The sequence below is a fragment of the Shinella zoogloeoides genome (assembly GCF_030733845.1).
Taxonomy (GTDB): domain Bacteria; phylum Pseudomonadota; class Alphaproteobacteria; order Rhizobiales; family Rhizobiaceae; genus Shinella; species Shinella zoogloeoides_C.
Map to the genome: position 1 here is coordinate 600,043 of NZ_CP132311.1, position 25,677 is coordinate 625,719.

General features: G+C 65.7%; 26 protein-coding genes and 1 CRISPR repeat array (1 of these 27 only partly in view). Of the genes, 13 read left to right on the forward strand and 13 right to left on the reverse strand.

Features of this window, described 5'->3' with window-relative positions; translation table 11 throughout:
• Positions 1-481: a CRISPR direct-repeat array (repeat unit 31 nt; unit sequence GTTTCAATCCACGCCTCCGTGAGGAGGCGAC) (it extends 852 nt beyond the left edge of the window).
• Positions 482-679: 198 nt separating this feature from the next.
• Positions 680-2,089, reverse strand: coding sequence for a DHA2 family efflux MFS transporter permease subunit (locus Q9316_RS03845; RefSeq protein ID WP_306033926.1), 1,410 nt, complete (start codon positions 2,087-2,089; stop codon positions 680-682).
• A gap of 190 nt (positions 2,090-2,279) precedes the next feature.
• Here Q9316_RS03845 and Q9316_RS03850 point away from each other — a divergent pair, with 190 nt between their 5' ends.
• The 6 genes from Q9316_RS03850 (at position 2,280) to Q9316_RS03875 (ending at position 7,675) form a co-directional block, all read left to right on the forward strand.
• Entirely contained in the window at positions 2,280-3,290 is a 1,011-nt protein-coding gene (locus Q9316_RS03850; protein WP_306033927.1) for an MBL fold metallo-hydrolase, read from the forward strand.
• Positions 3,291-3,590: 300 nt separating this feature from the next.
• On the forward strand, positions 3,591-5,087 hold the full coding sequence (gene guaB, locus Q9316_RS03855) for an IMP dehydrogenase (RefSeq protein ID WP_306033928.1): 1,497 nt from the start codon (positions 3,591-3,593) through the stop codon (positions 5,085-5,087).
• A gap of 146 nt (positions 5,088-5,233) precedes the next feature.
• Entirely contained in the window at positions 5,234-5,593 is a 360-nt protein-coding gene (locus Q9316_RS03860; protein WP_306033929.1) for a hypothetical protein, read from the forward strand.
• A 115-nt stretch (positions 5,594-5,708) separates the two neighbouring features.
• The gene (locus Q9316_RS03865; protein WP_306033930.1) at positions 5,709-6,128 is read left to right on the forward strand and encodes an MAPEG family protein; all 420 of its coding nucleotides are present in this window, start codon (positions 5,709-5,711) and stop codon (positions 6,126-6,128) included.
• Between the two features lie 137 nt (positions 6,129-6,265).
• Positions 6,266-7,141: a dienelactone hydrolase family protein gene (locus Q9316_RS03870; RefSeq protein WP_306033931.1), complete on the forward strand. Its 876-nt coding sequence runs from the start codon at positions 6,266-6,268 to the stop codon at positions 7,139-7,141.
• Positions 7,142-7,318: 177 nt separating this feature from the next.
• On the forward strand, positions 7,319-7,675 hold the full coding sequence (locus tag Q9316_RS03875) for a hypothetical protein (protein WP_306033932.1): 357 nt from the start codon (positions 7,319-7,321) through the stop codon (positions 7,673-7,675).
• 50 nt (positions 7,676-7,725) lie between these two features.
• Here the strand turns inward: Q9316_RS03875 and Q9316_RS03880 are convergent, their stop codons facing one another.
• Genes Q9316_RS03880 through Q9316_RS03890 form a run of 3 tightly spaced genes read right to left on the reverse strand, consistent with a single transcriptional unit; the run spans position 7,726 to position 9,526 of the window.
• Complete coding sequence (locus tag Q9316_RS03880; protein ID WP_306033933.1) at positions 7,726-8,301, reverse strand: GNAT family N-acetyltransferase; 576 nt, start codon at positions 8,299-8,301, stop codon at positions 7,726-7,728.
• Positions 8,295-9,248, reverse strand: coding sequence for a LysR substrate-binding domain-containing protein (locus tag Q9316_RS03885; protein WP_306033934.1), 954 nt, complete (start codon positions 9,246-9,248; stop codon positions 8,295-8,297). The genes Q9316_RS03880 and Q9316_RS03885 overlap by 7 nt, the downstream gene beginning before the upstream one ends.
• Positions 9,249-9,256: 8 nt before the next feature.
• Positions 9,257-9,526, reverse strand: a complete 270-nt coding sequence (locus Q9316_RS03890) for a hypothetical protein (RefSeq protein ID WP_306033935.1) — start codon at positions 9,524-9,526, stop codon at positions 9,257-9,259.
• On the opposite strand from Q9316_RS03890, the gene Q9316_RS03895 reads away from it, so the two are divergent.
• Positions 9,525-9,821, forward strand: a complete 297-nt coding sequence (locus tag Q9316_RS03895; protein WP_306033936.1) for a DUF1127 domain-containing protein — start codon at positions 9,525-9,527, stop codon at positions 9,819-9,821. The genes Q9316_RS03890 and Q9316_RS03895 overlap by 2 nt on opposite strands.
• A 148-nt stretch (positions 9,822-9,969) precedes the next feature.
• Here Q9316_RS03895 and Q9316_RS03900 read toward each other — a convergent pair whose 3' ends face one another.
• Positions 9,970-10,320, reverse strand: coding sequence for a hypothetical protein (locus tag Q9316_RS03900; protein WP_306033937.1), 351 nt, complete (start codon positions 10,318-10,320; stop codon positions 9,970-9,972).
• Positions 10,321-10,533: 213 nt separating this feature from the next.
• On the opposite strand from Q9316_RS03900, the gene Q9316_RS03905 reads away from it, so the two are divergent.
• Both Q9316_RS03905 and Q9316_RS03910 read left to right on the forward strand, forming a co-directional pair.
• Positions 10,534-11,319: a hypothetical protein gene (locus tag Q9316_RS03905; RefSeq protein WP_306033938.1), complete on the forward strand. Its 786-nt coding sequence runs from the start codon at positions 10,534-10,536 to the stop codon at positions 11,317-11,319.
• A gap of 21 nt (positions 11,320-11,340) precedes the next feature.
• The gene (locus tag Q9316_RS03910) at positions 11,341-12,123 is read left to right on the forward strand and encodes a hypothetical protein (protein WP_306033939.1); all 783 of its coding nucleotides are present in this window, start codon (positions 11,341-11,343) and stop codon (positions 12,121-12,123) included.
• A 48-nt stretch (positions 12,124-12,171) separates the two neighbouring features.
• Here Q9316_RS03910 and Q9316_RS03915 read toward each other — a convergent pair whose 3' ends face one another.
• The 6 genes from Q9316_RS03915 to Q9316_RS03940 all read right to left on the reverse strand — a co-directional run bounded on the left by Q9316_RS03915 (position 12,172) and on the right by Q9316_RS03940 (position 18,331).
• A complete protein-coding gene (locus tag Q9316_RS03915) occupies positions 12,172-13,017 on the reverse strand; it encodes a DUF937 domain-containing protein (protein ID WP_306033940.1) in 846 nt (281 codons plus the stop codon).
• A 93-nt stretch (positions 13,018-13,110) separates the two neighbouring features.
• Positions 13,111-14,484, reverse strand: a complete 1,374-nt coding sequence (locus Q9316_RS03920; protein WP_306033941.1) for a glutamate--cysteine ligase — start codon at positions 14,482-14,484, stop codon at positions 13,111-13,113.
• A gap of 136 nt (positions 14,485-14,620) precedes the next feature.
• A complete protein-coding gene (locus tag Q9316_RS03925; RefSeq protein WP_306033942.1) occupies positions 14,621-15,358 on the reverse strand; it encodes a 16S rRNA (uracil(1498)-N(3))-methyltransferase in 738 nt (245 codons plus the stop codon).
• Between the two features lie 10 nt (positions 15,359-15,368).
• Positions 15,369-16,871: an inorganic phosphate transporter gene (locus Q9316_RS03930; RefSeq protein ID WP_306033943.1), complete on the reverse strand. Its 1,503-nt coding sequence runs from the start codon at positions 16,869-16,871 to the stop codon at positions 15,369-15,371.
• Between the two features lie 71 nt (positions 16,872-16,942).
• Positions 16,943-17,455: an NUDIX hydrolase gene (locus Q9316_RS03935; protein ID WP_306035199.1), complete on the reverse strand. Its 513-nt coding sequence runs from the start codon at positions 17,453-17,455 to the stop codon at positions 16,943-16,945.
• Positions 17,456-17,536: 81 nt separating this feature from the next.
• Complete coding sequence (locus Q9316_RS03940) at positions 17,537-18,331, reverse strand: FadR/GntR family transcriptional regulator (protein WP_306033944.1); 795 nt, start codon at positions 18,329-18,331, stop codon at positions 17,537-17,539.
• Positions 18,332-18,475: 144 nt separating this feature from the next.
• Between Q9316_RS03940 and Q9316_RS03945 the strand changes: the two genes are divergently transcribed.
• Entirely contained in the window at positions 18,476-19,753 is a 1,278-nt protein-coding gene (locus Q9316_RS03945; RefSeq protein WP_306033945.1) for a DUF3422 family protein, read from the forward strand.
• A 9-nt stretch (positions 19,754-19,762) separates the two neighbouring features.
• On the opposite strand, the gene Q9316_RS03950 is transcribed toward Q9316_RS03945, so the two are convergent.
• Positions 19,763-20,272 (reverse strand): hypothetical protein, encoded by a 510-nt coding sequence (locus tag Q9316_RS03950; RefSeq protein ID WP_306033946.1) that lies wholly within the window; start codon positions 20,270-20,272, stop codon positions 19,763-19,765.
• Between the two features lie 41 nt (positions 20,273-20,313).
• Positions 20,314-21,210: a LysR family transcriptional regulator gene (locus tag Q9316_RS03955; protein ID WP_306033947.1), complete on the reverse strand. Its 897-nt coding sequence runs from the start codon at positions 21,208-21,210 to the stop codon at positions 20,314-20,316.
• A gap of 239 nt (positions 21,211-21,449) precedes the next feature.
• Here Q9316_RS03955 and Q9316_RS03960 point away from each other — a divergent pair, with 239 nt between their 5' ends.
• The 3 genes from Q9316_RS03960 to glcF all read left to right on the forward strand — a co-directional run bounded on the left by Q9316_RS03960 (position 21,450) and on the right by glcF (position 25,606).
• The gene (locus Q9316_RS03960) at positions 21,450-22,886 is read left to right on the forward strand and encodes an FAD-linked oxidase C-terminal domain-containing protein (RefSeq protein ID WP_306033948.1); all 1,437 of its coding nucleotides are present in this window, start codon (positions 21,450-21,452) and stop codon (positions 22,884-22,886) included.
• Positions 22,883-24,082: an FAD-binding protein gene (locus tag Q9316_RS03965; RefSeq protein ID WP_306033949.1), complete on the forward strand. Its 1,200-nt coding sequence runs from the start codon at positions 22,883-22,885 to the stop codon at positions 24,080-24,082. Before Q9316_RS03960 ends, Q9316_RS03965 begins: the two co-directional genes overlap by 4 nt.
• 225 nt (positions 24,083-24,307) lie before the next feature.
• Entirely contained in the window at positions 24,308-25,606 is a 1,299-nt protein-coding gene (gene glcF / locus Q9316_RS03970) for a glycolate oxidase subunit GlcF (protein WP_306033950.1), read from the forward strand.
• Positions 25,607-25,677: the final 71 nt, after the last annotated feature.

Below are 25,677 nucleotides of genomic sequence, written 5' to 3' on the forward strand. Positions count from 1 at the left end.
ATCCACGCCTCCGTGAGGAGGCGACAGTTGTAGGCCGGGTTCGCGACCTCCACGACCCAGTTTCAATCCACGCCTCCGTGAGGAGGCGACCAACCGCAGACGGCCCGACTTGACGGCATCTTCACGTTTCAATCCACGCCTCCGTGAGGAGGCGACTGTAGGGGCTGAAATGCTTTTCTACGTTTTCGCTGTTTCAATCCACGCCTCCGTGAGGAGGCGACGGTCGCCTCGCCGCGGAAGAACGGGGCGATGGAGAGTTTCAATCCACGCCTCCGTGAGGAGGCGACATTGCTCACTGCCCCAAGCGTTCTGTTCCCGGCGGTTTCAATCCACGCCTCCGTGAGGAGGCGACTGGCTGAAGCCATGGGGCCAACAGGGGTCATGGTTTCAACCCACGCCTCCGTGAGGAGGCGACATGGCAACATCGTCCCAGTCGGGAACGACGTACTTGTTTCAACCCACGCCTCCGTGAGGAGGCGACTGCCTATGTCTATTGCATTGCCAGCGCGGAGGAAAGCCGGGTGGGAGCGCGAACGGGTGCCTGGCGGGGCAGGGTTTCGGGGGCATGGACTGGTGTGCGGGGCCGGGAGTGAGGGATTTCAACGGAGTAGGGTGGGTGCGAACCGGACGGGGATGGGCCGCACGCTTTGGGTTCGCGCTGCGTCGCGATGATGCGCGGTTACTTCGCCGCGGCAGGTTCTTCTTCCGGCGCGGCCATGCGGTGGCCGGAGACGGCGGCGCCGGCGTTTCTGGCCATGGCGAGGAAGGGGATGACGGCGAGAAGGGTCAGCGCCGAAATCACCATGAAGGCGATCTGGAAGTCGCGCAGTTCGAGCGGCGAGCCGGTCAGCGTGGTCTCGATTTCGAGGATGGCGCCCGCCACGGCGACGCCCATGGCAAGGCTGATCTGCTGGAGCACGGCGCTCATCGACGTCGCCTTGCTGGCGTCCTCGTCCGAGATGTCGGCGAAGGAGAGGGCGTTCACGCTGGTGAAGAAGAAGGAACGGGCGAAACCCGCGACCAGCAGGACGCCCGCCATGAACCAGAAGGGCGTTGCGGGCGTGAAGAGGCCGTTCACGAAGGTCAGCACCGCGCCGCAGATGGCGGCGGTGATCAGCGTCGTGCGGAAGCCGGCGAAGGTGAGCACGCGCTTTGCGAGGAATTTGGTGGTGATCGCCCCGACCGCGCCGGTGAAGGTGACGAGGCCGGACTGGAAGGGCGACAGGCCGAAGCCGACCTGCAGCATCAGCGGCATCAGGAACGGCACGGCGCCGACGGAAACGCGAAACAGCGAGCCGCCGATCGCGGCGGCGCGGAAGGCGCTGTCGCGGAAGAGCTTCAGGTCGAGCAGCGGCGTCGGGTGGCGCCGCGCATGGCGCACGTAGAGCATGGCGCAGACGAGGCCGACCGTGGTGGCGGCGACGCCGATGATCGGCGGCAGGGCGGGCAGGCTGACGACCGAGAGGCCGAACATCGTGCCGGAGGCGGCGACGGCGCTGAGGAAGAAGCCGAGCCAGTCGAGCGGCGGCGGCGCGGCGGCGCGGATTTCCGGCAGGTAGAGCCCCGAGAGGATATAGCCGACGATGCCGACCGGCACGTTGATGAGGAAGATCCAGTGCCAGGAGAAATAGGTGGTGATGAAGCCGCCGAGCGGCGGGCCGGCGAGCGGGCCGACGAGCGCCGGGATCGTCAGCAGTGCCATGGCCGAGACGAGTTCGGACCGGGACGTGCTGCGCACCAGGACGAGGCGCGCGACGGGCGTCATCATCGCGCCGCCCATGCCCTGCAGGAAGCGGGAGACGACGAAGGCGACGAGGCTGCCCGAGACCGCACAGAGGATGGAGCCGGCGACGAAGACGAGGATCGCAAGGCGGAAGATGCGCTTTGCCCCGAACCGGTCCGCCATCCAGCCGCTGAGCGGAATGAAGGTCGCCAGCGACACCATGTAGGAGGTAAGCGCAAGCTTCAGCGTGATCGGCCCGACGCCGAGATCGGCGGCGATGGCGGGCAGCGAGGTGGCGATGACGGTGGAATCCATCTGCTCCATGAAGAGCGCGACGGCGAGGATGAGGGGAACGATACGGTTCATCGGCAATTCGCGGGTAACGAGGTCCTGAAGCGCCTGTCTTCTGCGCCCCTGCCTGCCATCTGTCAAATCGCGCGCGGCGGCGCCTCCTATCACAAGCCCGTGAAGCGACGGGACCGGATCGTGACGGCGCCCTAGATGGACGCGTGTCATTCTGCCGTCGACGCAGCCATTCCACCAAAGAGGAAGCCCCATGGGAGACCATTCGACAATCTCGCGCCGATCCATGTTTCTGGCCGCCGGTATCGGCACATTGGCCGCGCCGCTTGTGCTGAACCGCGCGGCGGCCCTTGCTCAAACGGCCCCTGCTGAAGCGGAAAGCGATGCCACCGACATGCGCGTAAGCCCCCTCGAGACACGCAGCCTCAAGCTTGGCAGCTTTCGCATCCTGACGGTGCGTGACGGCATGCGCCCGTCCGGCGCGCCGAACGAGACTTTCGGCACCGACCAGTCCGCCGATGCGGTGGGCGCGCTCCTCAGCGAGAATTTCCTGCCCGCCGACAGCTTCGTCAACAGCTTCACGCCGACGCTCGTCGATACCGGCGCCGAGGTGGTGCTGTTCGATACGGGCATGGGCGAGGGCGGGCGCGAGGCCGGCATGGGGCGCCTCCTCGAGGGGCTGAAATATGCCGGCTACACGGCGGACCAGATCTCGGTCGTCGTCCTCACCCACATGCACGGCGATCATATCGGCGGGCTGATGGAGGGCGGCAAGCCGGCCTTTCCCAATGCACGCTACGTCACCGGCCGTACGGAATACGATTTCTGGGTCAATCCCGAGCGCATGGGAACGCCTGCCGAACAGGGCCACCAGGGCGTGCTCGCCAAGGTGCAGCCGCTCGCCGAAAAGCTCACCTTCATCGAGAACGAGGGCGCGGTCGTGCCCGGCATCACCGGCCTCGATGCCTTCGGCCATTCGCCGGGCCACATGATCTTCCGCGTCGAATCGGAAGGCAAGGCGATGATCCTGACGGCGGACACGGCGAACCACTACGTGCTTTCCTTGCAGCGGCCGGACTGGGAAGTGCGCTTCGACATGGACAAGGGACAGGCGGCGGCGACCCGCAAGAAGGTCTTCGACATGATCGCCACCGACAAGCTCGCCTTCATCGGCTACCACATGCCCTTCCCGGCGGCCGGTTTCGTCGAGAAGAGCGGCGAGGGCTATCGCTTCGTGCCGGTGAGCTATCAGTTCGATATCTGATGGTTTGACGCAGGGTGCGCCACTCGCAAGCCTCTCGATCGTCATGGTCGGGCTTGACCCGACCATCCACGCCACACCCGCAGCCTGGATCCTCGGGTCAAGCCCGAGGATGACGAAGGAGAGGTGGGGAGGTCTGCCGACGTCTCCCGGAAGCGATTCCGGGCGTTTTGCTATTTCCAATCCGTCATGAACGTGTTACCAGCCCTCGCCAACTTCCAAGAATTTCTTGCAAGCGACCGAGGCGGACCGCTCCCAATGTCCCCCTTGGTGCGTGAGCTTTACCTTAAAGGAACTTGGCCTATGGCGCGCATCATTGAAACGGCAACCGGTCTCGAAGCCCTGACCTTCGACGACGTTCTCCTGCAGCCCGGTCACTCCGAGGTCATGCCGGGCCAGACGAACATCGCCACCCGCATCGCCCACGATTTCGAGCTCAACCTGCCGATCCTGTCCTCCGCGATGGACACGGTCACGGAAAGCCGCCTGGCCATCGCCATGGCGCAGGCCGGCGGCCTCGGCGTCATCCACCGCAACCTGACGCCCGCCGAGCAGGCCGAGGAAGTCCGCCAGGTCAAGAAGTTCGAAAGCGGCATGGTCGTCAATCCGGTGACGATCGGCCCCGATGCCACGCTCGCCGATGCGCTGGCGCTGATGAAGGCGCACGGCATTTCCGGCATCCCGGTCGTCGAGAACGGCGGCAGCGGCAAGGCCGGCCGCCTCGTCGGCATCCTGACGAACCGCGACGTGCGCTTTGCCTCCGATCCGGCCCAGAAGATCTACGAGCTGATGACCCGTGAAAACCTCATCACGGTGAAGGAAAGCGTCGACCAGCAGGAAGCCAAGCGCCTGCTGCACCGCCACCGCATCGAAAAGCTGCTGGTCATCGACGGCGACGGCCGCTGCGTCGGCCTCATCACCGTGAAGGACATGGAGAAGTCGCAGCTCAACCCCAATGCCTCGAAGGACGCACAGGGCCGCCTGCGCGCCGCCGCCGCGATCTCCGTCGGCGACGACGGCTTCGAGCGCGCCGAGCGCCTCATCGATGCCGGCGTCGACCTGATCGTCGTCGACACCGCGCATGGCCATTCGCAGCGCGTGCTCGATGCCGTTGCCCGCGTGAAGAAGCTGTCCAACTCGGTGCGCATCATGGCCGGCAACGTCGCGACCTCGGACGGCACCAGGGCGCTGATCGATGCCGGTGCGGATGCGGTCAAGGTCGGCATCGGCCCGGGCTCGATCTGCACGACGCGCATCGTCGCCGGCGTCGGCGTGCCGCAGCTCGCCGCGATCATGGCCTCGGTCGAGGCGGCGCAGGCGTCCGACATTCCGGTCATCGCCGATGGCGGCATCAAGTTCTCCGGCGACCTCGCCAAGGCGATCGCCGCCGGCTCCTCGGCCGTCATGGTCGGCTCGCTGCTCGCCGGTACGGATGAAAGCCCGGGCGAGGTCTTCCTCTACCAGGGCCGCTCCTTCAAGGCCTATCGCGGCATGGGTTCCGTCGGCGCCATGGCGCGCGGCTCGGCAGACCGCTACTTCCAGGCCGAAGTGCGCGACACGCTGAAGCTCGTGCCCGAGGGCATCGAGGGCCAGGTCCCCTACAAGGGCCCGGTTTCGGGCGTGCTGCACCAGCTCGCCGGCGGCCTCAAGGCCTCCATGGGCTATGTCGGCGGCAAGGACCTCAAGGATTACCAGGAGAAGGCGACCTTCGTACGCATCTCCGGCGCGGGCCTGCGCGAAAGCCACGCCCACGACGTGACGATCACCCGCGAAAGCCCGAACTATCCCGGCGCCGTCTGATCTTTCAGCACTTGCTTGGATGCCTGAAAATGCCCGGCTTTGCCGGGCATTTTTGCTTCACGGCGTCGTGATTCCTGTTCCGTTTCTCCGATCCTGTGCATAGGATGAAATGCCGGCAATCTCGCCGGTTCATCTGGGGGACATCAATGAAGAAGATACTGGCTGGCGCCCTTGTGGGCCTGGGGCTGGTCGTGCCTGCGCATGCGCAGACGGTCAATGCCGGCACCTATGACGTCGAGGGCACGAACCTCGACGGTTCGGCTTATAGCGGCACGGCGACGATCGAATTGACGAGCGAGACGACCTGCTCGATCGAGTGGCATACCGGCTCCACCACCTCGAACGGCATCTGCATGCTCTACGACAACGCTTTTGCCGCCGGCTACGTGCTGGGGGATGCCATTGGCCTCATCGTATATCAGGTCAAGAGCGACGGGTCGCTGGAAGGCGCCTGGACGATCAGCGGCAAGGACGGTTCGGGCACGGAAATCCTGACCCCGCAATAAGCATTCGCCTTCGGCTTGCCGTAGCGGCCTTTCCGGTTGAGGCTTCCGCCGGAAACTCCTATTCATCCGGAGCAATTCTGTCCGCAAGAGCCCAACGTCAAGCCGAAGGAACCCCATGTCTCCCACGGAAGCCACGATCTGGCCGATCATCGCGCATGTCGCGCTCGTCTTCTGCCTCTACCTGTTGCTCTCCTCCCGCCGTGTCGGCGCGGTCAAGGAGGGGCGGGCCCGGCCCGACCAGTTCCGTGAGAACCGCGAGGAGCCGGCCGAAAGCCTCGTCGTCAAGAACGCCATCGCCAACCAGTTCGAACTGCCGGTGCTCTTCTACGCGGTGAGTATCCTCCTCTACCTCGTCGATGCCGACAATCCGGTTACCGTTGCCGGCGGCTGGCTGTTCGTGGCGCTGCGCTACGCCCATGCCTATGTGCATGTCACCAGCAACCGCCTGCGCCATCGCCGCCCGCTCTTCATCGCCGGGCTTCTGGTCGTCATGCTGCTATGGGTCTGGCTCGGCGTCTGGCTCGCCATGACCTGACGGGCCGGTAACGCAGTTGTGTGCGGCGGCTTTCCGGCGGCGGCCTATCTTATGCGTTGGCTAGCAATTCCAGCAAAAGTGTGCAGCGGTTTTGCGTCCGGAATTGCGGTAAACGAAAGAAAACCGGAGGATCCGCCATGGACAAGCCGCAGATCACGCAGGCGATGATCAACGCCTATGACGAATACACCCACCTGACCCTCGACCGCCGCCGCTTCATGGAGCGCCTGACGGCGCTCGCCGGATCGGGCGCCGCCGCGGCCGCCATCGCGCCCCTGCTGGCGGCCAGTTCCGCCAGCGCCGAGATGATCGCGGCGGGCGACGAACGCCTCTCCGCCAAGGACGTCGTCTATGGCGGCGGTTCCGGCGAGATGAAGGGGTATCTCGTACGCCCGAAGGAGACGACCGGCCCCCTCGGCAGCGTCATCGTCATCCACGAGAACCGCGGCCTCAACCCGCATATCCGCGATGTCGCCCGGCGCATGGCGCTGGAAGGCTTCATTGCGCTTGCGCCCGATTTCCTGTCGCCTGCCGGCGGAACGCCGGAGAATGAAGACCAGGCGCGCGAGATGATCGGCAAGCTCGACCCGGCGGCAACGGCCGCCAATGCGGAAGCGAGCCTGCAGTTCCTCGCCAAGCTCGACGGCGCGAACGGCAATGTCGGCGCCATCGGCTTCTGCTGGGGCGGCGGCCTCGTCAACCGCTTCGCCACGAAGTCGCCGGAACTCAAGGCGGGCGTCGCCTATTACGGCGCGCAGCCCCCGGCCGAGGACGTGCCGGCCATCAAGGCGGCGCTGATGCTGCACTATGCCGGCCTCGACGAGCGCATCAATGCCGGCATCGAGGCCTATCGCAAGGCGCTTGAAGCGAACGGAAAGAGCGTCGAGATCCACATCTATGACGGCGTCAACCACGCCTTCAACAACGACACCTCCGCCGCGCGCTACGACAAGGCCGCCGCCGACCTCGCCTGGCAGCGCACGGTGGCGTTCCTGAAGAAGAATCTCGCCTAGGCCGGTGAGCATGCAGAATAAAGCAAATAACTGATCCGTTTGACAAAACGGGGCCGGGTTCCAGGCGGATCCGGCCTCGTTTCTTCAAGGGGCAACAGCAGCATCGCGCGCATGCGGCCAAGCAAGTCAGTGCGGCCTCCAGCGAGCGGTTCCGGCATCACAAACAGGACGAACTCCGTGAAATCCATCGCAACCAAATCGATTGCCGCCTTCGCCGCGGCGACGCTGCTCATCTGTGCGCCGGCCGCCTTCGCCGCCGGCATGAAATTCGATATCAAGAACGATTCCGACTACATCATCGACGGCTTCTACACCGGCGAAGACGGTGAATGGAGCGCCAACTGGATGGACTTCAAGCTGAATGGCGGCGAGACCGCCAGCATGGAGTTCAACTACGACGGTCCGTGCGACGTCGAATTCTACGTCACCTGGGAGGCCGAGGATGGCTCCAGCATCAAGGGCGACGAGACGACGATCAACATCTGCGAAGCCAACACGATCTATTTCGACGGCAAGGAAGCCACCTACGACTGATCGCGGCGTACGACGTGACGATTGCCCCGGCGTGGCGGCATGCCGGGGTTTTACGCGCCGGGCCCGGCCAGCAGCATGGCGCAGCGCGTGTCGCGCGCCAGCCCGTGTTCGGCTTCCGCGTCGAGAACGCCCGCAAGGCGCGGCGAAAGCTCTGCATCGTCAAGCGTGCGGAAACCGAGCCGTTCGTAGAACGGGCAGTTCCAGGGAATGGTGCGGAAGGTCGTGAGCGTCACGGCGTCGAGATCGCGCCTCGCCGCTTGCCCGATCGCGTGCTGGATCAGCTTGCGCCCGATCCCGAAGCCCTGCTGCAGGTGATCGACGGATATCTCCCAGATATGCAGGTCGCGCCCGAAGATCTCGGCGCTGAGAAAGCCGACCGGATGGTCGTCGCTAGCAGTTGCCACCCAGTTCGTGCCCTTGCTTATCAGGTCGCGGTGTCGCTCGGTGCTCTGCACGTCGCCCACCGCCAGCCAGGAGAAGGCTTCGATCAGCCGGAAGGCCTGCGCGGCGGAGCGCTCGATCCGCCGCAGCGTCTCGATCTCGTCTTCGCGGGCAAGGCGGATCGTCACCTTCGACGGCCCGGCCTTGCCGGCGGGGATGCCGTCGAGCGGAAGCTGCGTCACCATCCCGGCAGGATATGTCCGGGCCGCAACCGCGGCATGCGCGGGAAGATCTTCACCTCGGCCTCGGGCAGGTCGTCGGCGGCCGTCAGCGGCGTGATGTTGTCGAGGCAGGCCGTGATGTGGCTGGTGATGGCGTTGGAGAGCGAGGGCGAGAGGCCCGGCCGCCGCATGATGCCGATCTGCACCGGCGCGAGCGGGGGAAAGCCGTCCGCCTGCGTCAGCACCTTCATGCCGGGGCGCAGCGCCGATTCCGGCAGCACCGAGACGGCCATGCCTGCCATGACGGCGGCGGCGACGACGGTCGAAGACCAGCTCGTGAACAGGACCTGATAGTCGCGCCCGACCGAATCGAGCGCCGCGCAGGCGATCTGCCGCCACTGGCAGTCGCGCCGGCCGACGGCGAGCGGCACCGGCGCGTTTTCCGGCAGGGGATGGTTGGCCGACATGACCCAGCAGAGCGGCTCGGTCCTGACGACGTCGGACTGCCGCTGGCGCGGATTGTGCGTCACGAGCGCGATGTCGAGTTCGCCCTTGGCCATCTTCTCGGCCAGATCCACCGAGGGCTCGCAGACGATGTAGAGCTCGACATTGGGATGCGTCTTGGCGAAGCGCATGATGATTTCCGGCATGTAGCGGTCGGCATAATCATCCGGCGTGCCGATGCGCAGCATGCCCTCAAGGCGATTGTCGTCGAAGGCGGCGATGGCCTCGTTGTTGAGGCGCAGCATGCGGCGGGCATAGTTGAGCAGGCGCTCGCCTTCGGCGGTCAGCCGGTTGCCGCGGCCGTCCTTCATGAAGAGCTGCTTGCCGATGCGCTCCTCGAGGCGCCGCATCTGCATCGAGACGGCCGACTGGGTCTTGAAGACCCGCTCCGCCGCCCGCGTGAAACTCCCGGTATCTGCAATCGCAACGAAGGTCTGGAGCTGGTCGATGTCTAACGGAGCGGACATAACGATACTCATAAGATTGTTTGATTGATACTATTAGAAACATTCGTTGGACTGATCAATGGGATTCTGCGAAAAAGCAATTGTTGAACGATTGATCCGGGATGCCGGGCACGTTCGGCAGGATCTGCCGCTTCGCCAAGACCTCCCGGCTGTGGCTCTTCTTGAGACTTGACCTTTGAACCGCCGCCCAAACCCTGTGGGCGGCGAACGATCACGGGCGTCGTGCGAAACCCCATCGAAGGACGATGGAGCGCCGCGCCGGAAAGGAGAAATGCCATGCGCATGATCGACCGCAGAATGGAAATCGATATTCTCGCAACGCGCCGTCCGGCTCCGAGCCTCTTCGGGCGTGTCCGCAGCGCCGCCGGGAAACTCGTCCGCGCCTGGCAGAATCGCCGCGTGATCAACCGGCTCAGCGAGCTCGACGACTACCAGCTCTATGACATGGGGCTGTGCCGCAACGACGTTCACGAGCTCCGGTCCGCGTCCTTCTTCTCCGATGCGGGCCTGCATCTGACGATCACGGCGCGCGAGCGCGCCCGCCGTCACCTGCGCAACGGCCGCCTGGATTGATTTTTACCGGCGTCGTCCTACCTCTGAGGGCGGCACCTAGCTTCCCCGCAGGGTGAGAGCCAATAACCCTGCCGCTTGCCCGGCGCGTGACTCCCAAGGTCCGCGTCGGGCTTTTTCGTTCGGTGCTAGATTTCGGTTAGCGCCCGCGTCATTTCACGACGATGGCGACGACGCCCGATTGATAGCGGTGCACCTCCGAGCCGGCGGCGACGCCGGTCGCGTTCACGGCGCGGGTGGGAACGCGCCTCCCGCAATCCTTGCTGACGCGGCTGGACGGCCCGCCGTCCGAATAGGTGACGATGGCCGATTTCGGCAGGCGGCTGGCGATCGCGTCGAAGCTCGGCGGCGTCCCGCCGCAACCGTTCGCCCGGTAGGCGGTCAGATGCCGGGTTTGCCCCACGGAAAGCTCGACCGTCTTGTCCGCGCTGCCGGCGCTGACGCAGCCCGTCATCACCAGTGCGGCAAGTGAAAGGCCGGCTAGAATTCTGTATTCCCTCATCATTTTTCCCTCGATCGATAGAGCGCCCCAGGCGCTGCCCAGCAGGTCCGGATGTTCGGACCCGGAAGGATTGAGGGCGGAGATCGCGCTGCCCCGCAAAGGAAAAGTCGAGTGATTTTCGGAAAGTCCGGAAACTCCGCAGCAAATCCGTATTCCTATCAACCTGAAACGACTTATAATTCCGGTCTCTGCGAGTAGGGGCGGGGTGATTTGTTGGAACTCGAAAACCGGGAAGATTTCCGGACCTGGCATGAAATGTTCGATCTGCTTTGCCAGCGTGCGGGCTATAGCGGCAATGCCGAGCTGGCGAGCCGCTATTGTTCACGGATCGGCAAGACGGGGCGGGATGATTTCGAGGCGGTCCAGAAGAATTTGAGAAACTGGCGTCTGGGGCGCCATCTGCCGCTGCGCCGCAATCTCGTCCTGCTGGCGGACCTGCTGCGCGTGCAGGAGGACCGGGAGCTTCTGCGCCGGTGGAACGCACTCTACACGGCGGCGCGCGGAGAGGTGCCGCAGGCCGACCTCGTGGCGGATGCCAGTGGTGAAGCGACAGCAACGGCCGTCTCTCCTTCCGCGTCTCCCTCGCATCTGCGGCGGCTCGCGCCCTGGGCGGCGCTGGCGCTCGGGATCACGGTCGGCGGCGGCCTGGCATGGAGCGCCTTCGACGAGCACCGGCAATTCAAGCGCCTTCCAATGATCGGATACGATGCGAGGGTGAAGATGGTGGTGGGCGAAACGCGTCTCATCCATGGAGACCGCGGCGATTGCGGGGGAGAGCCGCCGGACTGGTACTACATCCTGCCGCAGGTTCCGCCGAGCGCGCTGGGCATTTTCTCGGACGGCGGGATCGCCCGCAAGATGGACAATGGCTGCAACGCGGTGGTGCGGGCGCGGGCGGTCCGCTTCACGGCAAGGACAGCTGGTTCCGAAGAGCTCAAATTGCTTGGGGACTACATGAAGATCGTCGTGACGGACCGCGGCCATCCGCGGACCGAGTGATTATTCTGCCGGAGGGGAAGGATGGAAGAACAGGATCTGATCGATGCCGAGACATGGCATGTGCTCTTCAACGAATTGTGCAATCGCGCCGGCTATTTCGACGATGCCGCCCTAGCCGCGGCCTATTGCGGCCTGATCGGCAACAAGGACCAGAAACAGTTCGATACGGTCCTGCGCAACCTCAACAACTGGCGCTCCGGCCGCCATCTGCCTCGTTCCGGCAACCTGCGCATCCTCGAAAACCTCCTCGCGATCCGCAAGGGAACCGCATTGCAGGCGCGCTGGCGCGAACTCCACCGCATGGCAAAGCCCCTCGAGGAAGAGGTGCGCGCGATGCCAGACACGACGAGGGTGCAGACGTCCCCTCCCGTGCCGACGCGCGCAAGCCAGGCCGGGCGCTGGAAGGTGGCGCAGGCGGTTTGCGCGGGGATCGCCCTGTTCTGCGCCGGCGCCTTGGCGGGCGGCGGCGTGGTGGCGTCCGGCTGGCGCCCCTGGGCGGGCCCCGCCGACAACGCCCCGATCATTCCCTTCCGTCCTGACATCACGATGAAACGCGGGGAAACCCGGCCCATCTATGCCGTTCGCGGCGATTGCGGGGAACTGCCGAAGGACTGGGCGGACCTGTTGCCGGATCTCCCCGAGACCCGGACGGGAAGCCTTTCCGACGGCGGTCTCGCCCGCCGTCACAGCAAGTTCTGCCAGGGCCTGACGCCGGCGCGCGCCATCCGCTTCACCGCCAGCGTCGTCGGCACCGAGGAATTCGAGATTCAGGGCGATTTCTTCAAGATGACAGTGACGGAGTAGAACCGCGCGGAGGGTCCGGACGATACGCCGCCGGCGAACGCCTGTGCGTCAGGCCTTCTTGCCGCCATCGGCTGCCGCGCCACCTCGCATCGTCTCGAAGATCGTCTCGACATTGCGCTGGTAGTCCTTCTGCATGTCGAGGCCGGTGTCGAACATCGTGTTGACGAGGGTCTTCAGCGAATCCGCCGGCGAGGCGTCGGGCTCGCTCGGCTTCTCGCTTGCCGCCGTCTGGCCGCCGGCGCTCGCCATCATGTCCTGGAAGGCCTTGGCGAACGGATTGTCGGTGAAGGGGTTGGCCGGCGCATCCTTCTTCTGGTTCGTGCCGAAGAATTCCTGTGCCGCCTGCGTGAAGGGGTTGTCGGTGAAGGGGTTGGCCGGTTCCGGCTTCTTGGCAAGACCTGTCGCCTCGGCCCATTGCTGCATCATCTCGGCGAAGGGATTGGCCTGCGACGTGCCGGCGCCGGGGAAGAACGGCGCGAGCGACTGCTTGAAGATGCCGCCCATCAGCGTGCTCGCCATGACCGGCAGCATCTGCTTGTAGATTTCCTGGCCGATGCCGGTCATCTGGGCCGCCTGCGCGGCGATGGCGCGGGAGACGTCCTTGTTGCCGAAGAGATGGCCGAGAATGCCGTTGCCCTCCGCCATGCCCTGCGGCGTGAAGGCCTTGCTGATATCCTCGAAATACTTGGCGTGCTCGCCCGATGTCAGCGCCTTCATGAAGGCGGCAAGGTCGTAGGGGTTGGCGGCGTTGCGCTTGAAGCCCTCGGAAAAGGCCGGCATCAGCGCGGCGACAGCCTTGGCCGCCTGCTCCTGCGCGAGGCCGAACTGCCGCGCCATGGTCTCCACGGCATGGCCGTTCTGCGCCTGCATCATCATGTCGTAGAGCGAAAGCATGGCGAACCTCTTCCCGTTGGCAGGCCTGTGGCAGGCATGTATCTGCACTATAACGGGAATTTCGGCCGCGCAAACTGCTTTCTTAGGGGGCGCTCAGTACTGGTAGTCGGTGAAGACCGGCTCGACCGAACCGTTCCAGCGCCCGTTGTAGAGCGCCAGCATGTCCTCGGCGAGCGTCGCCTTCTTGGCCAGAACCTCGTCGAGCGGCGCGAGGAAGATCGTCTCGTCGATGCCGTCGCCATTGAGGCGGGCGCGGGCGGCAAGGCCCTGGCGGGAGATCGAGACCACCTCGCGCGCGACGTCGAGGAGCGGCTTGCCGCGGAACTCGGCCCTGAGGCCTTGCGCGGGCACGGCATTGCGCAGCGCGGTGACTTCCTCGACCGTCCAGTCGCGCGTCAGCCGCTCGGCGGCGTCGAGCGCGCCGTCGTCGTAGAGCAGGCCCACCCAGAAGGCGGGCAGCGCACAGATGCGCCGCCACGGCCCGCCGTCGGCGCCGCGCATTTCGAGGAACCGCTTCAGGCGCACGTCCGGGAAGAGCGTGGAGAGATGGTTCGTCCAGTCGCCGAGGTTTGGCTCCCAGTCGGATATCTCGCCCTTCAGCGCGCCGGCCATGAACTGGCGGAAGGTGATGTGCGTGCAGTCGTGGTACTTGCCGTCGCGCACGACGAAATACATCGGCACGTCGAGCGCCCATTCGACATAGTCGGTGAAGCCGAAGTCCGGCTTGAAGGCGAAGGGAATGAGGCCGGAGCGGTTGTTGTCCGTGTCGCGCCAGATGTCGCCGCGCCAGGAGAGCAGGCCGTTCGGCTTGCCGTCCCTGAAGGGCGAGGAGGCGAAGAGGGCGGTCGCCATCGACTGCAGCTTCAGCGAGACCTGCATCTTGCGGCGCATGTCGGTCTCGGAGGAGAAGTCGAGGTTCACCTGGATGGTGCAGGTGCGGTACATCATGTCGAGGCCCTGGCTGCCGACCTTCGGCATGTAGCGGGTCATGATGTCGTAGCGGCTTTTCGGCATGCGCGGCGTCTCGGCGAAGGTCCATTTCGGGCTGCCGCCCATGCCGAGGAAGCGGATGCCGAGCGGTTCGGCGATCTCGCGCAGCGTCGCAAGGTGCTGGTTCGATTCCTTGCAGGTCTGGTGCAGGTTCTCAAGCGGCGCGCCGGAAAGCTCGAATTGGCCGCCCGGTTCCAGCGAGATCGCGCCCATGCCCGAGGGCTCGGCCAGGCCGATGATGTTGCCGGCATCCATGATCGGCTCCCAGCCGGTCTTGGCCTGCATGCCGTTGAGCAGCGCCGAAATGCTCGCCTCGCCGAAATAGGGGACGGGGCTGTTGTCGGCCGTAAAGAAGACGAATTTCTCGTGCTCGGTGCCGATGCGGAACTTCTCCTTCGGCTTGTTGCCGGCGGCGAGGTATTCCGCCATGTCCGCGACGGTGCGGACGGGCGTCTGGTCGGTGGTGTCACGGGCCATGGGCGTCTTCTTCTGAACGGATGGCGCCCGGCGGAACCGTCGGGCCTTGAGAGGGTGCTTGAACCGGAATTAGATGCGGTGCAAGCGAATTCCTTTCAAGGCAGATTCAAAAAAACCCATTCGACTTTCGGAAATATTATTCCCAGTCCCCGATCGCTGCCTGGATGACCGCCATCGCCGCCACGGCCGCCGTATCGGCGCGCAGGATGCGCGGGCCGAGCGGAATGGCGGTCACGAAGTCGAGGCCGCGCAGAAGCGTGCGCTCCTCGTCGGAAAAGCCGCCTTCCGGGCCGACGAGCAGGGCCAGCTTGCGCTCCTTTATGCCTTGCAGCACCGGCAGCGGATTCTGGCTGCCATGGCCCTCGTCGCAGAAGACGATGCGCCGCTCGCGCGGCCAGTCGGCGAGGAGGTCGTCGAGCCTCCTCGGCGCCGCCACCTGCGGAATGGCCAAAATGCCGCACTGTTCCGCCGCTTCGACGGCATTGGCCTCCAGCCGTTCGAGGCTGGTGATCTTGCCCTGCACATGCTGCGTCATGACGGGCTGGAGAACGCCGGCGCCCATTTCCACCGCCTTCTGCACCAGATAGTCGAGCCGCCCGACCTTCAACGGCGCGAAGAGATAGTGAAGGTCGGAAGGGGCGGGCTGCGGCCGGGTCTGTTCCACCGGCATCAGCAGCAGGCGCTTGCGGGTCGGGAAGGAAAGCTCGGCCCGCCACTCGCCGTCGCGCCCGTTGAAGACGAGCACGGCATCGCCTTCGGCCATGCGCAGCACGTTGGCGAGATAGTGGAAATGTTCCTTCGCGGCCTCGAAGCCTTGTCCCGCTGCGAGGGCGTCGCCGACGAAGAGGCGCTGCATCCGATAGTTGGCGCGCATGGTCGGCCTCTTACGTGAACAGCAGGTTGAGGGCGAGGAAGACGAGGGCGGAAAGGACCGCCGAGATAGGCAGGGTCACGATCCAGGCCGAGACGATGGTCATGAAATGCGAGCGCCGCACGAGATAGCGCCGGCGCGTCTCGTCCGGGTTCGACGGCTCTTCTTCAGGCGCGATGCGGTTGCCGCGGTTGCGGATATAGTCGATGCGGCGCTGCGAGTTGCGCGTGTACCATTCGCGGAACAGGCCGACGCCGAAGACGGCCCCGACGGCGATGTGCGTCGAGGAGACGGGAATGGCGAAGGCGGAGGCCGTCAGCACGGCGACAGCGGAGGAGAGCGCCACGCAGAAGGCGCGCATCGGGTTGAGCTTGGTGATCTCGTTGCCGACGATGCGGATGAGGCGCGGGCCGAAGAGCAGCAGGCCGAGCGAGATGCCGAAGGCGCCGATGACCATCACCCAGAGCGGAATGGCCGCCGTGCTGCCGTCCGTGCCGGAGCGCAGCGCCGAGACCACGCCGTAGAGCGGGCCGACGGCATTCGACACGTCGTTCGCCCCGTGTGCGAAGGAAAGCAGCGCCGCCGAACAGATCAGCGGGATGCGGAAGAGCGTGCGCAGCGACTGGTTGCGGTTGTCGAGGCCTTCCGCATGGCGGCGGATGATCGGGCGCGTAACGACATAGGTGGCGATGCCGAAGGCAAGGCCGATGAGGAGCGCCTTGGAGAAGGAGAGATCGTAGAAGCGGTTCGTGCCGCCATTGGCGAGGAACGCGGCGAAGGAGCCCGCCATGATCGCCACGAGCACCGGAACCCAGGTCTTGGCCGCGTCGATCTTGTCGTCGCGGTAGATGATGAATTCCTTGATGAAGTAGAGGAAGGCCGCCGCGATCACGCCGCCCAGGATCGGCGAGACGGTCCAGCTCACGACGATGACGGCGATGGCGTCCCATTGCACGCTGTGGAAGCCGCTGGCCGCCGCGCCGGCGCCGATGACGCCGCCGATGATGGCATGGGTGGTGGAGATCGGCGCATTGGCGAGCGTTGCGATGTTGATCCACAGCGCGGCCGAGACGAGGGCCGCCATCATGGCAAGCGCGTAGGCATCGGGGGTCGGAAAGATCGCGCGGTCGACGATGCCGGAGGCGACGGTCTGCGCCACGCCCTGTCCGGCCAGCAAGGCCCCGGCGATCTCGAAGACCGCGGCGATGACGAGCGCGACACCCATGCTCATGGCGCGCGCGCCGACGGCAGCGCCCACATTGTTCGTCACGTCGTTCGCGCCGATGTTCATGGCCATGTAGGCCGCGAGCGCCGCGGTGACGGCGACGACGAGCACGCCCGGCGTGCCGGTGGCGAAACTGCTGGCGACGGCCATGGCGATCAGCAGGAAGACCAGGGAGATGCCCACGCCCGTCCACGACCGCAGCACGAAATGCGTGGCCTGTTCGGTGAAGGTGAGTTTTTCGAGGTCCTTGTCCAGCGTCGGCTTGCGAAGCTGGACCTGAGAATTCGCCATTCATGCTGCTCCGTCTTTGCCGACAGGCACTATCGCCTCATGGCATCGGCGGCAATATGACAATGGCCAGATCAGGTGCCGGTCGTGCCGTTTTTGGCAATGGGTCCGAGCCCGGCGAGGATTTTCTGCTCGAAGGCGAGGATGAGCGTCTTCAGGCCCGGTTCCTGCACGCGGCTTGCCGCCTCCGCGCAATCGACCCATTCGGCCTGGCGTTCGCCCTTTTCGGGAAAGTTCTTGCAGATGTCGTCGACGGCGAGGGCGAAGACGCGCACCCGGCAATCGACCTTCAGCCCTTCCGGCAGGCCCTTCATATAGTGGTAGTTGCCGATCGGTTCGTTGTCGACGACGCCCTTGACGCCGGCTTCTTCCCAGGCTTCCCGGGCAGCGGCGGCGGACGCGCTCTTGCCGTCCATCGGCCAGCCCTTGGGAATGACCCAGCGGCCGGTATCGCGGCTGGTGATGAGGAGGATCTCGACCGCCGAACGCTTCTTCTTCACCCGATAGCACAGCGCTCCATATTGCTCGCGGACGGGCCGCCGGAACATGAGATGAACGTCGCTGGCAATACGGTTGAGAATGTTCAAGGTCTTTTTCATTCCTTTTATCGGGATACGCTCGCTGAGTCGTTATCGGATATCTTGCTTGCGCGAGATTTGCGGCGCAAGTCAGGCTTGTGGGAGAGTCCCGTGTTTTTGCATGCGCAATTGGGAGATTCTCTGCCATTCGCCACTGCGCTCGGCTTCCCGGATCGCGACGGCGATATAGTCCATATGCGCTTGGGCGGCATGCCGCGCCGCAGGCCCGTCGCCGGCCATGATCGCGGCATAGATCGCCTCGTGCTGGGCGAGCAGGTGTCCGCGCGCTTCCGGCGAGGAGAAAACGAGGTGGCGGTGGAAAAAGATCCCCTGCGCCAGCAGCCGGTAGCAGGCCCTGAGCGTATGGAGCAGCACGATATTGTGCGCCGCCTCGCCGACGGCGTTGTGTAATTCGACATCGGTTTCCAGCTCCGCGTCGAACGAGCCGTTTTCATGCGCCGCGCGCATCGCCCCCATGATGCGGGTCAGCATCTGCCGGTCGTAGTCCGTCGCCCGGCGCGCGGCGAGTTCCGCAGTGATGCCCTCCAGCTCGCGGCGGTATTCGATATAGTCCTCCGTCGCCCGCTGGTGGCGGGCGATGAGGTCGACGACGGGGCGGGAGAAGACCTGGCCGATGATGTCGGCGACATAGGTGCCGCCGCCGTGCTGGCTGATCAGCAGCCCGCGGTTCTCCAGCTCCTTCAGTGCCTCGCGCAGGATCGGCCGAGACACGTCGAAACGCTTGGAAAGTTCCCGCTCACCGGGCAGCCGGTCGCCGTCGCGCAGCACGCCCTCGAGCAGCAATAGCTCGATCTGCCGCACGACCTCGTCGGAGGTCCGGCTGTGGCTGATGCGGCCGAAAAGGTCGAAGGCGGTGTCTGTCACGCCGCCACTCTACCAATGCGCGCGGAAACTGGTCAATAATCTTGTCCACTCTTCTCCTGTGGCCCTGCGTCAATGCGCCCTATCGGCGCATCCCTGACATTTGTTAAGACTATGCTGTTGCACATGAGGGGAAGGTGCAGACACATGGCAAAAGGCAGCTTCGCCTTTCCGCAGGCGACAGCGCGTGCGCAGGCGCTCGGCGAAATTCATGCAAGACCGTATGCGCTGGTGCCGTCGCCGCGCGTCATCTTCCAGCTTGCGTTCCTCACGGAAGGCGGCTCGGCGGTGGACCATGCGGTAATGGCGGAACTGTCGCGCTCGCGCGGCATCTCGCCGCCGGGGCGCGATTCCAGCCACCACGTTTTGAGCTGGGGGCAGGGCACGCTGCGCTGGGAGCGGCATACGGAATTCTCGACCTATTTCTGGGATGCGCCCGCGCCGGAGAAATTCGGCGGCGAGGTTCCGGTGCATCCGTTCGGCGACAGCTTTTCGCCGCCCGGCACGCTGATCTCCGGCATCCGCCTCGAAATCCGGCCGGATTCGCCGGAAGCGCGCGAGGCGGTCTCGGCGTTCGACCCGACGAGCCTCTGTTACAGCGAGATCAAGAACGGCCAGGGCGTCGTGCTCACCGACTTCCGCCAGAACGGTGACGGGCTGACGCAGATCCTCGTCATCGACCGCGGCATGACGGAGGCCGGGCGCGGCGCGCTCGTCCAGCGCCTGCTCGACATCGAGACCTATCGCACGCTGGCCATGATGGGCCTGCCGCTCGCCCAGTCGCTTTCGCCGGATATCCGCCGCATCGAGGACGGGCTGACGGGCATCACCAACGCGATGAAGCAGCACGCCCGCGAAAAGGCCGACGAGCTGCTGACGGAAATCACCCGGCTTGCGGCGGAGCTGGAGGCGAATGCCGCGCTCAGCCTCTACCGCTTCGGCGCCAGCCGCGCCTATTACGGCATCGTGCAGGAGCGCATCCGCACCCTGGCGGAAATGGCGGTGCCCGGCTACGAAACGCTCGGCTTCTTCCTCGAGCGGCGCCTGGCGCCCGCCATGCGCACCTGTCAGTCGGTCGAGGAGCGGCAGGCGAACCTGTCACGAAAGCTCGCCCGCGCCACGGCGCTGCTCAGGAGCTGGATCGACGTGGAGCTGGAACAGCTCAACTCGACGCTGCTCAATTCGATGGACCGGCGCGCCAAGCTGCAGCTCCGCCTGCAGCAGACCGTCGAAGGCCTGTCCGTGGCGGCGATCTCCTACTATGTCGTCGGGCTTTTCGGTTATGTCGCCAAGGCGGCGCACGGGTTGGGCCTGCCGGTGAAGCCGGAAACGCTGACCGGCATCGCGGTGCCCTTCGTCATCCTCGGCATGTGGCTGCTCGTTCGCGCGATCCGTCATCGCCACGCGGAAGAGGACAAGCACTGATCCGGCAGGTCAGGTGGAAAGGTCGCACTGGTAGCTGGGCTCGCCGTTCGTGACGGCAAAGCCCGTCGTCCAGCCGAAACCGCTTTGGTCCTGCGCCGCGAGCTTCTTCTGCGCCGCAAGGCCGCGTGCCTTGAAGGCTGCCTCCGCTGCTTTCAGGGCGTCCGCCGGAAAGACCACGGCGTGCGAGCTGAACCCGCTTTCGAGCGGGGTGATATAGGCGTCGATCTGCCTCACCGGCACGCCCCGCCAGGTGCCGTCCGTCACCGGCAGGGCGATGTGCAGATAATCCTCCACCGGCGTGACGGTGGGCGTGCCGAAGGCCGCCTCGTAGCCGGCGGGGATGACCACTGTGCCTTCCTTGCGGGCGAAGGCATAACTCGACTGGAGCAACGCGCCCAGCGCATCGGTATAGCTGCAGGCGTCGTCGAAGCCTTCGAGCAGCGGATCGAGCGGCACGGCGCTCGCCGGTGCCGCCGCCAGCCCGAGCAGGGCCGCCAAGCCTATCGTTCTGCCGATCATGCATCTTCCTCCCTGGATATCTGCAAGCCAGCCGGTCGTCGTCACCGCTCCCAATAGGGCAGGGGACCGTAGAGATCGGCGAGATAATCGATGAACAGCCGCACCTTGACCGGCAGGAACTGCCGGCTCGGATAGACGGCGGAGAGCACCACGTTGCGCGAGCCTTCATAGTCCGGCAGCACCTGGCTGAGCTCTCCGGTCTTCAGCGCCGGGCCGACATCCCAGGTCGAGCGCAGCGCGATGCCCATGCCGGAGAACACCGCCTCGCGCACCACCTCGCTGGAATTGGTGTAGAGCGGTCCGTGCGGGCGATAGGTGACGTTGCCTTCCGGGCCCTCCAGCCGCCAGACATCCTGCGTGTGCGGCGGCAGGCAGACGTGGTTCGCTAGGTCCTCCAGCGAGGCCGGCATGCCGTGGCGGGCGATGTAGTCCGGCGAGGCGCAGAGCACGCGCCGCACCGAGGCGAGCCTGCGCGCGACGAGCGAGGAATCCGACAGTTCGCCGATGCGGATCGCCAGGTCGAAGCCGCCGCCGACGATGTCGGAGAAGTCGTCGGTCAGGAGGAGATTGACGACGAGTTCCGGATAGGCGTCCATGAAGCCCTTGAGATTGGGCGCGATGTGCATGCGGCCGAAGGAGGTGGGGGCGGAAATCCGCAAGGTGCCGCGCACCGCGCCGGACCGGCCGGAAACGAATGCTTCCGCCTCCTCGATCCCAGAGAGAATGCCGACGATGCGCTCGTAGAAGCCCTGGCCCGCTTCCGTCAGTGAAATCTGCCGGGTGGTGCGCTGGAAAAGTCGGGTGCCGAGGCGTTCCTCCAGCCGTTTCACGCGCTTGGAGACGACGGCGGGCGAAAGCCCGAGGGCCCGCCCCGCCGCCGACATGCTTCCCATTGAAATGACGCGGGAGAAGATTTCGAGATCGCCGAGATTTGTCACGCGCCGTTTTCCTTAAAGCCGCCCCTGGCCGGGTGGTAGGCTGCATGCGATTGCGCCGACTCCCGGGCACGCGACTGTCGCATTCGCGCTCCGGACGGTCAATCGCCTCTCGTTGCTACCGCCGCGTTTGGCGGTGGACGGCGGGTTGATGGTTGCCGGTGCGGCGGAAGTGCTTAGTATTTGCACCATGAAGGTGTGAGTGGTAAAGAAAAAAGACCACTTGAAAATGGAGGACGGAGATGGATCAGATCGGGTTCCTGGAGCCGCGGCCGGCGGTTCTTGCCCGCCGCCGCGAGATCGTCGCCGACCTTCTCGATCTCCTGCCGGAAGGCTGTCTCGTGCATGAGCCGCGCGAGCTCGTGCCCTTCGAGACCGACGCTTTCGTCTCCTACCGCCGCCTGCCGCTCGCCGTCGCCCTGCCAGAGACGACGCGCGAGGTCGCCGCCGTGCTCAAATACTGTCATCGCTACGGCGTGCCGGTCGTGCCGCGCGGTGCCGGCACCTCGCTTTCGGGCGGCGCGATCCCGCAAGAGGACGCCGTCGTCATCGGCCTCTCGAAGATGTCGAAGATCCTTGATGTCGATTACGCCAACCGGACGGCGACCGTTCAGGCCGGCGTCACCAATCTCAACATTTCCGAGGCCGTGTCCGCCGACGGCTATTTCTATGCGCCCGATCCGAGCTCGCAGCTCGCCTGCACGATCGGCGGCAATATCGGCATGAATTCCGGCGGCGCGCATTGCCTGAAGTACGGGGTGACGACCAACAACCTGCTCGGCGTCAAGCTGGTGCTGATCGACGGGACGATCGTCGATCTCGGTGGCAAGGCGCTCGATGCTGGCGGGCTCGACCTGCTCGGCCTCGTCTGCGGCGGCGAGGGCCAGCTCGGCATCGTCACCGAGGCGACGGTGCGCCTCATCGCCAAGCCCGAGGGCGCGCGCCCGGTGCTCTTCGGCTTCGACAGTTCGGAGGAGGCGGGCGCCTGCGTCTCCGATATCATTGCCGCCGGCATCATCCCCGTCGCCATCGAGTTCATGGACAAGCCGGCCATCGAGATCTGCGAGGCCTTCGCCCAGGCCGGCTATCCGATGGATGTCGAGGCGCTGCTGATCGTCGAGGTCGAGGGCTCCGAGGCGGAGATGGACGCGATGCTTTCAAGCATCATCGAGATCGCGGGGCGCCATGGCGTGAAGGTCGTCAAGGAAAGCCAGTCGGCGACCGAGGCGGCGCTCATCTGGAAGGGCCGCAAATCCGCCTTCGGCGCCACCGGCCGCATCGCCGACTATATCTGCATGGATGGCACGGTGCCGCTCGGCCAACTGTCTCATGTGCTGCGCGGCACGGCGGAGATCGTCGCGAAATACGGCCTGCGCGTCGCCAACGTCTTCCACGCCGGCGACGGCAACATGCATCCGCTGATCCTGTTCAACGCCAACGACCCGGAGGACGCGGCGCGCGCGGAAGCGGCCGGCAACGATATCCTGAAACTCTGCGTCGATGCTGGCGGCTGCCTTACCGGCGAGCACGGCGTCGGCATCGAGAAGCGCGACCTGATGCGCCATCAATATTCGCAAACTGACCTCGCCCAGCAGATGGCCGTGCGCGCCGCCTTCGATCCGCAATGGCTGCTCAATCCCTCGAAGGTCTTCCCGCTTGAAGGGCGCCCCGCCGCATGACGCCGATCCACGAACCGCTTTCCGAAGAAGGGGCCGCGCGCCTCATCCAGGTTGCCGCCCTCTCCAGGACGCCCCTTGTCATCCGCGGCGGCGGCACACGCAGCCTCCATGCCGCGCCCGACGGGGCGGATGCGCTTTCGGCGCGCGGCCTTTCCGGCATCGTCGCCTACAATCCCGCTGAGATGACCATGACGGCCCGCGCCGGCACGCCGCTGGAGGTGGTGGAGGCGGCGCTGGCCGAAAAGCGCCAGATGCTCGCCTTCGAGCCGAACGACCTGCGCGGCGTGCTCGGCACATCCGGTATCCCCACCATCGGCGGCGTCTTCGCCACCAACGCCTCCGGCCCCCGGCGCTTCGTGGCGGGCGCGGCGCGCGACAGCCTGCTCGGCGTGCGCTTCGTCAACGGCAGGGGCGAGATCGTGAAGGCCGGCGGCCGGGTGATGAAGAACGTCACCGGCCTCGATCTCGTCAAGCTGCTTGCCGGCTCGCACGGATCGCTGGCGCTCCTGACGGAAGTCACCTTCCGCCTGCTGCCCGTGCCGGAAACATCGCTCACCCTCGTCGTCTCCGGTCTCAACGACGCCGAGGCCGCCGCCGCGATGGCGACGGCCATGTCCATGTCGGTGGAGGTCTCCGGCGCGGCCCACCTGCCGGAAAGCGTGCGCGGCCGTTTCGCCGGCGGCGCGCTGCCGGACGGCGCGGCCACCGTGCTGCGCCTCGAAGGCCTTTCCGCCTCCGTCACCGTGCGCGCGGAAAAGCTTGCCGCCGCCATGACCGGCTTCGGTTCGCTCTCGCGCCTCGACGCGGACGTCACGCGCCGCCTCTGGCGTGAGATCCGCGACGGCGCGCCCTATGCCGACGGCACGCCGCGCCCGCTCTGGCGCGTCTCCGCCGCCCCGATCGCCGGCCAGCAGCTCGTCGCAGCCCTTCGTCTGGAAACCGGCGTGGATGCCTTCTACGACTGGCAGGGCGGCCTCGTCTGGCTGCGCATGGAGGCCGATCCCGAAGCCGAGATGCTGCGCCGTTACCTCAAGGCCGTCGGCGGCGGGCATGCCACGCTGCTGCGGGCCCGGCCGGACGTGCTGGCGGCGACCGAGGCGTTCCAGCCGCAGGCCGACGCCGTCGCGGCGCTTTCGGCGCGGGTGAAGGCGAGCTTCGATCCGGCGGGGTTGTTCGTGTCGCGGATGGTGGGGTGAGGGGACATTTATGGACGGTATTGCAATGATCCACCCCCCTCTGGCCTGCCGGCCATCTCCCCCTCACGGGGGGAGATCGGATGGAGAGCCGCTTCGCCCATCTTCGACGGTGCAATTCGAGCGAGGTTTCCGCCTCTTGCCGATCTCCCCCCTTGAGGGGGAGATGGCCGGCAGGCCAGAGGGGGGTATCCCCGCCGCGCCCTTCGACGAAAAGGACGCTCGCTGATGCAGACCAACTTCACCGCCGAGCAACTCGCCGACCCGCATGTCGCGACATCGGAAAAGATCCTCCGCAAATGCGTGCATTGCGGCTTCTGCACCGCGACCTGTCCCACCTATGTGACGCTCGGCAACGAGCTCGACAGCCCGCGCGGCCGCATCTACCTCATCAAGGACATGCTGGAGAACGGCCGGCCGGCCGATGCCGAGGTCGTCACCCATATCGACCGCTGCCTTTCCTGCCTTGCCTGCACGACCACCTGTCCCTCCGGCGTCGACTATATGCACCTCGTCGATCACGCTCGCATGCATATCGAGGAGACCTACCGGCGGCCCTTCTGGAACCGCTTGACGCGCAATGTGCTTGCCGCAGTGCTGCCCCATCCCGGCCGCTTCCGCCTCGCGCTGAGGGCGGCAAATATCGGCCGTCCCTTCGCCGGTCTCCTCAAGCGTTTCAAGCCGCTCGAACCGTTCGGCGCCATGCTGGACCTTGCGCCACGCAGGCTGCCCAAGGCTTCCGGAAGCGCCGGTCCGGGCACGCATCCGGCCATCGGCCCCCGCCGCGGGCGGGTGGCGATCCTCTCCGGCTGCGCCCAGCCGGTATTGAAGCCGGAGATCAACGCGGCGACGATCCGGCTGCTCACCCGTCTTGGCGTCGAGGTCGTGGCGCCGGCGGGCGAGGTCTGCTGCGGCTCGCTCGTGCACCATATGGGCCGTGAGGCGCAAGCGCTGGAAGCGGCGCGGCGCAATGTCGATGTCTGGCTCGACGAGGTCGAGAAGGGCGGGCTCGATGCCATTATCATCACGGCTTCCGGCTGCGGTACGACCATCAAGGACTACGGCTTCATGCTGCGCCTCGATGCCGCCTATGCCGGCAAGGCGGCGCGGGTCTCCGCCCTAGCCAAGGACGTGACGGAATATCTGTCGTCGCTCGACCTGCCGCAGCAGGAGGCGAAGGGCCTGACCGTCGCCTATCACTCCGCCTGCTCCATGCAGCACGGCCAGAAGATCACCATGCTGCCGAAGACGCTCCTCAAGAAGGCCGGCTTTACTGTCCGCGACCCGGCCGAAGGGCACCTGTGCTGCGGCTCCGCCGGCACCTACAACATCCTCCAGCCGGAGATTTCGGCAAAGCTCAAGGCGCGCAAGGTCAGGAATATCGAGGCGACGAAGCCCGATCTCATCGCGACCGGCAATATCGGCTGCATCACGCAAATCGCGACGGGCACGGAAATCCCGATCCTCCACACCGTGGAACTCATCGACTGGGCCTATGGCGGAGAGAAGCCCGCCGCGCTCTCCTGATCCTGCCGCGCACAGTAAAGATCGCCTGCGCCGTCGGCTGAAAAAAGAATGCCGGCGCGAGGCCGGCATTT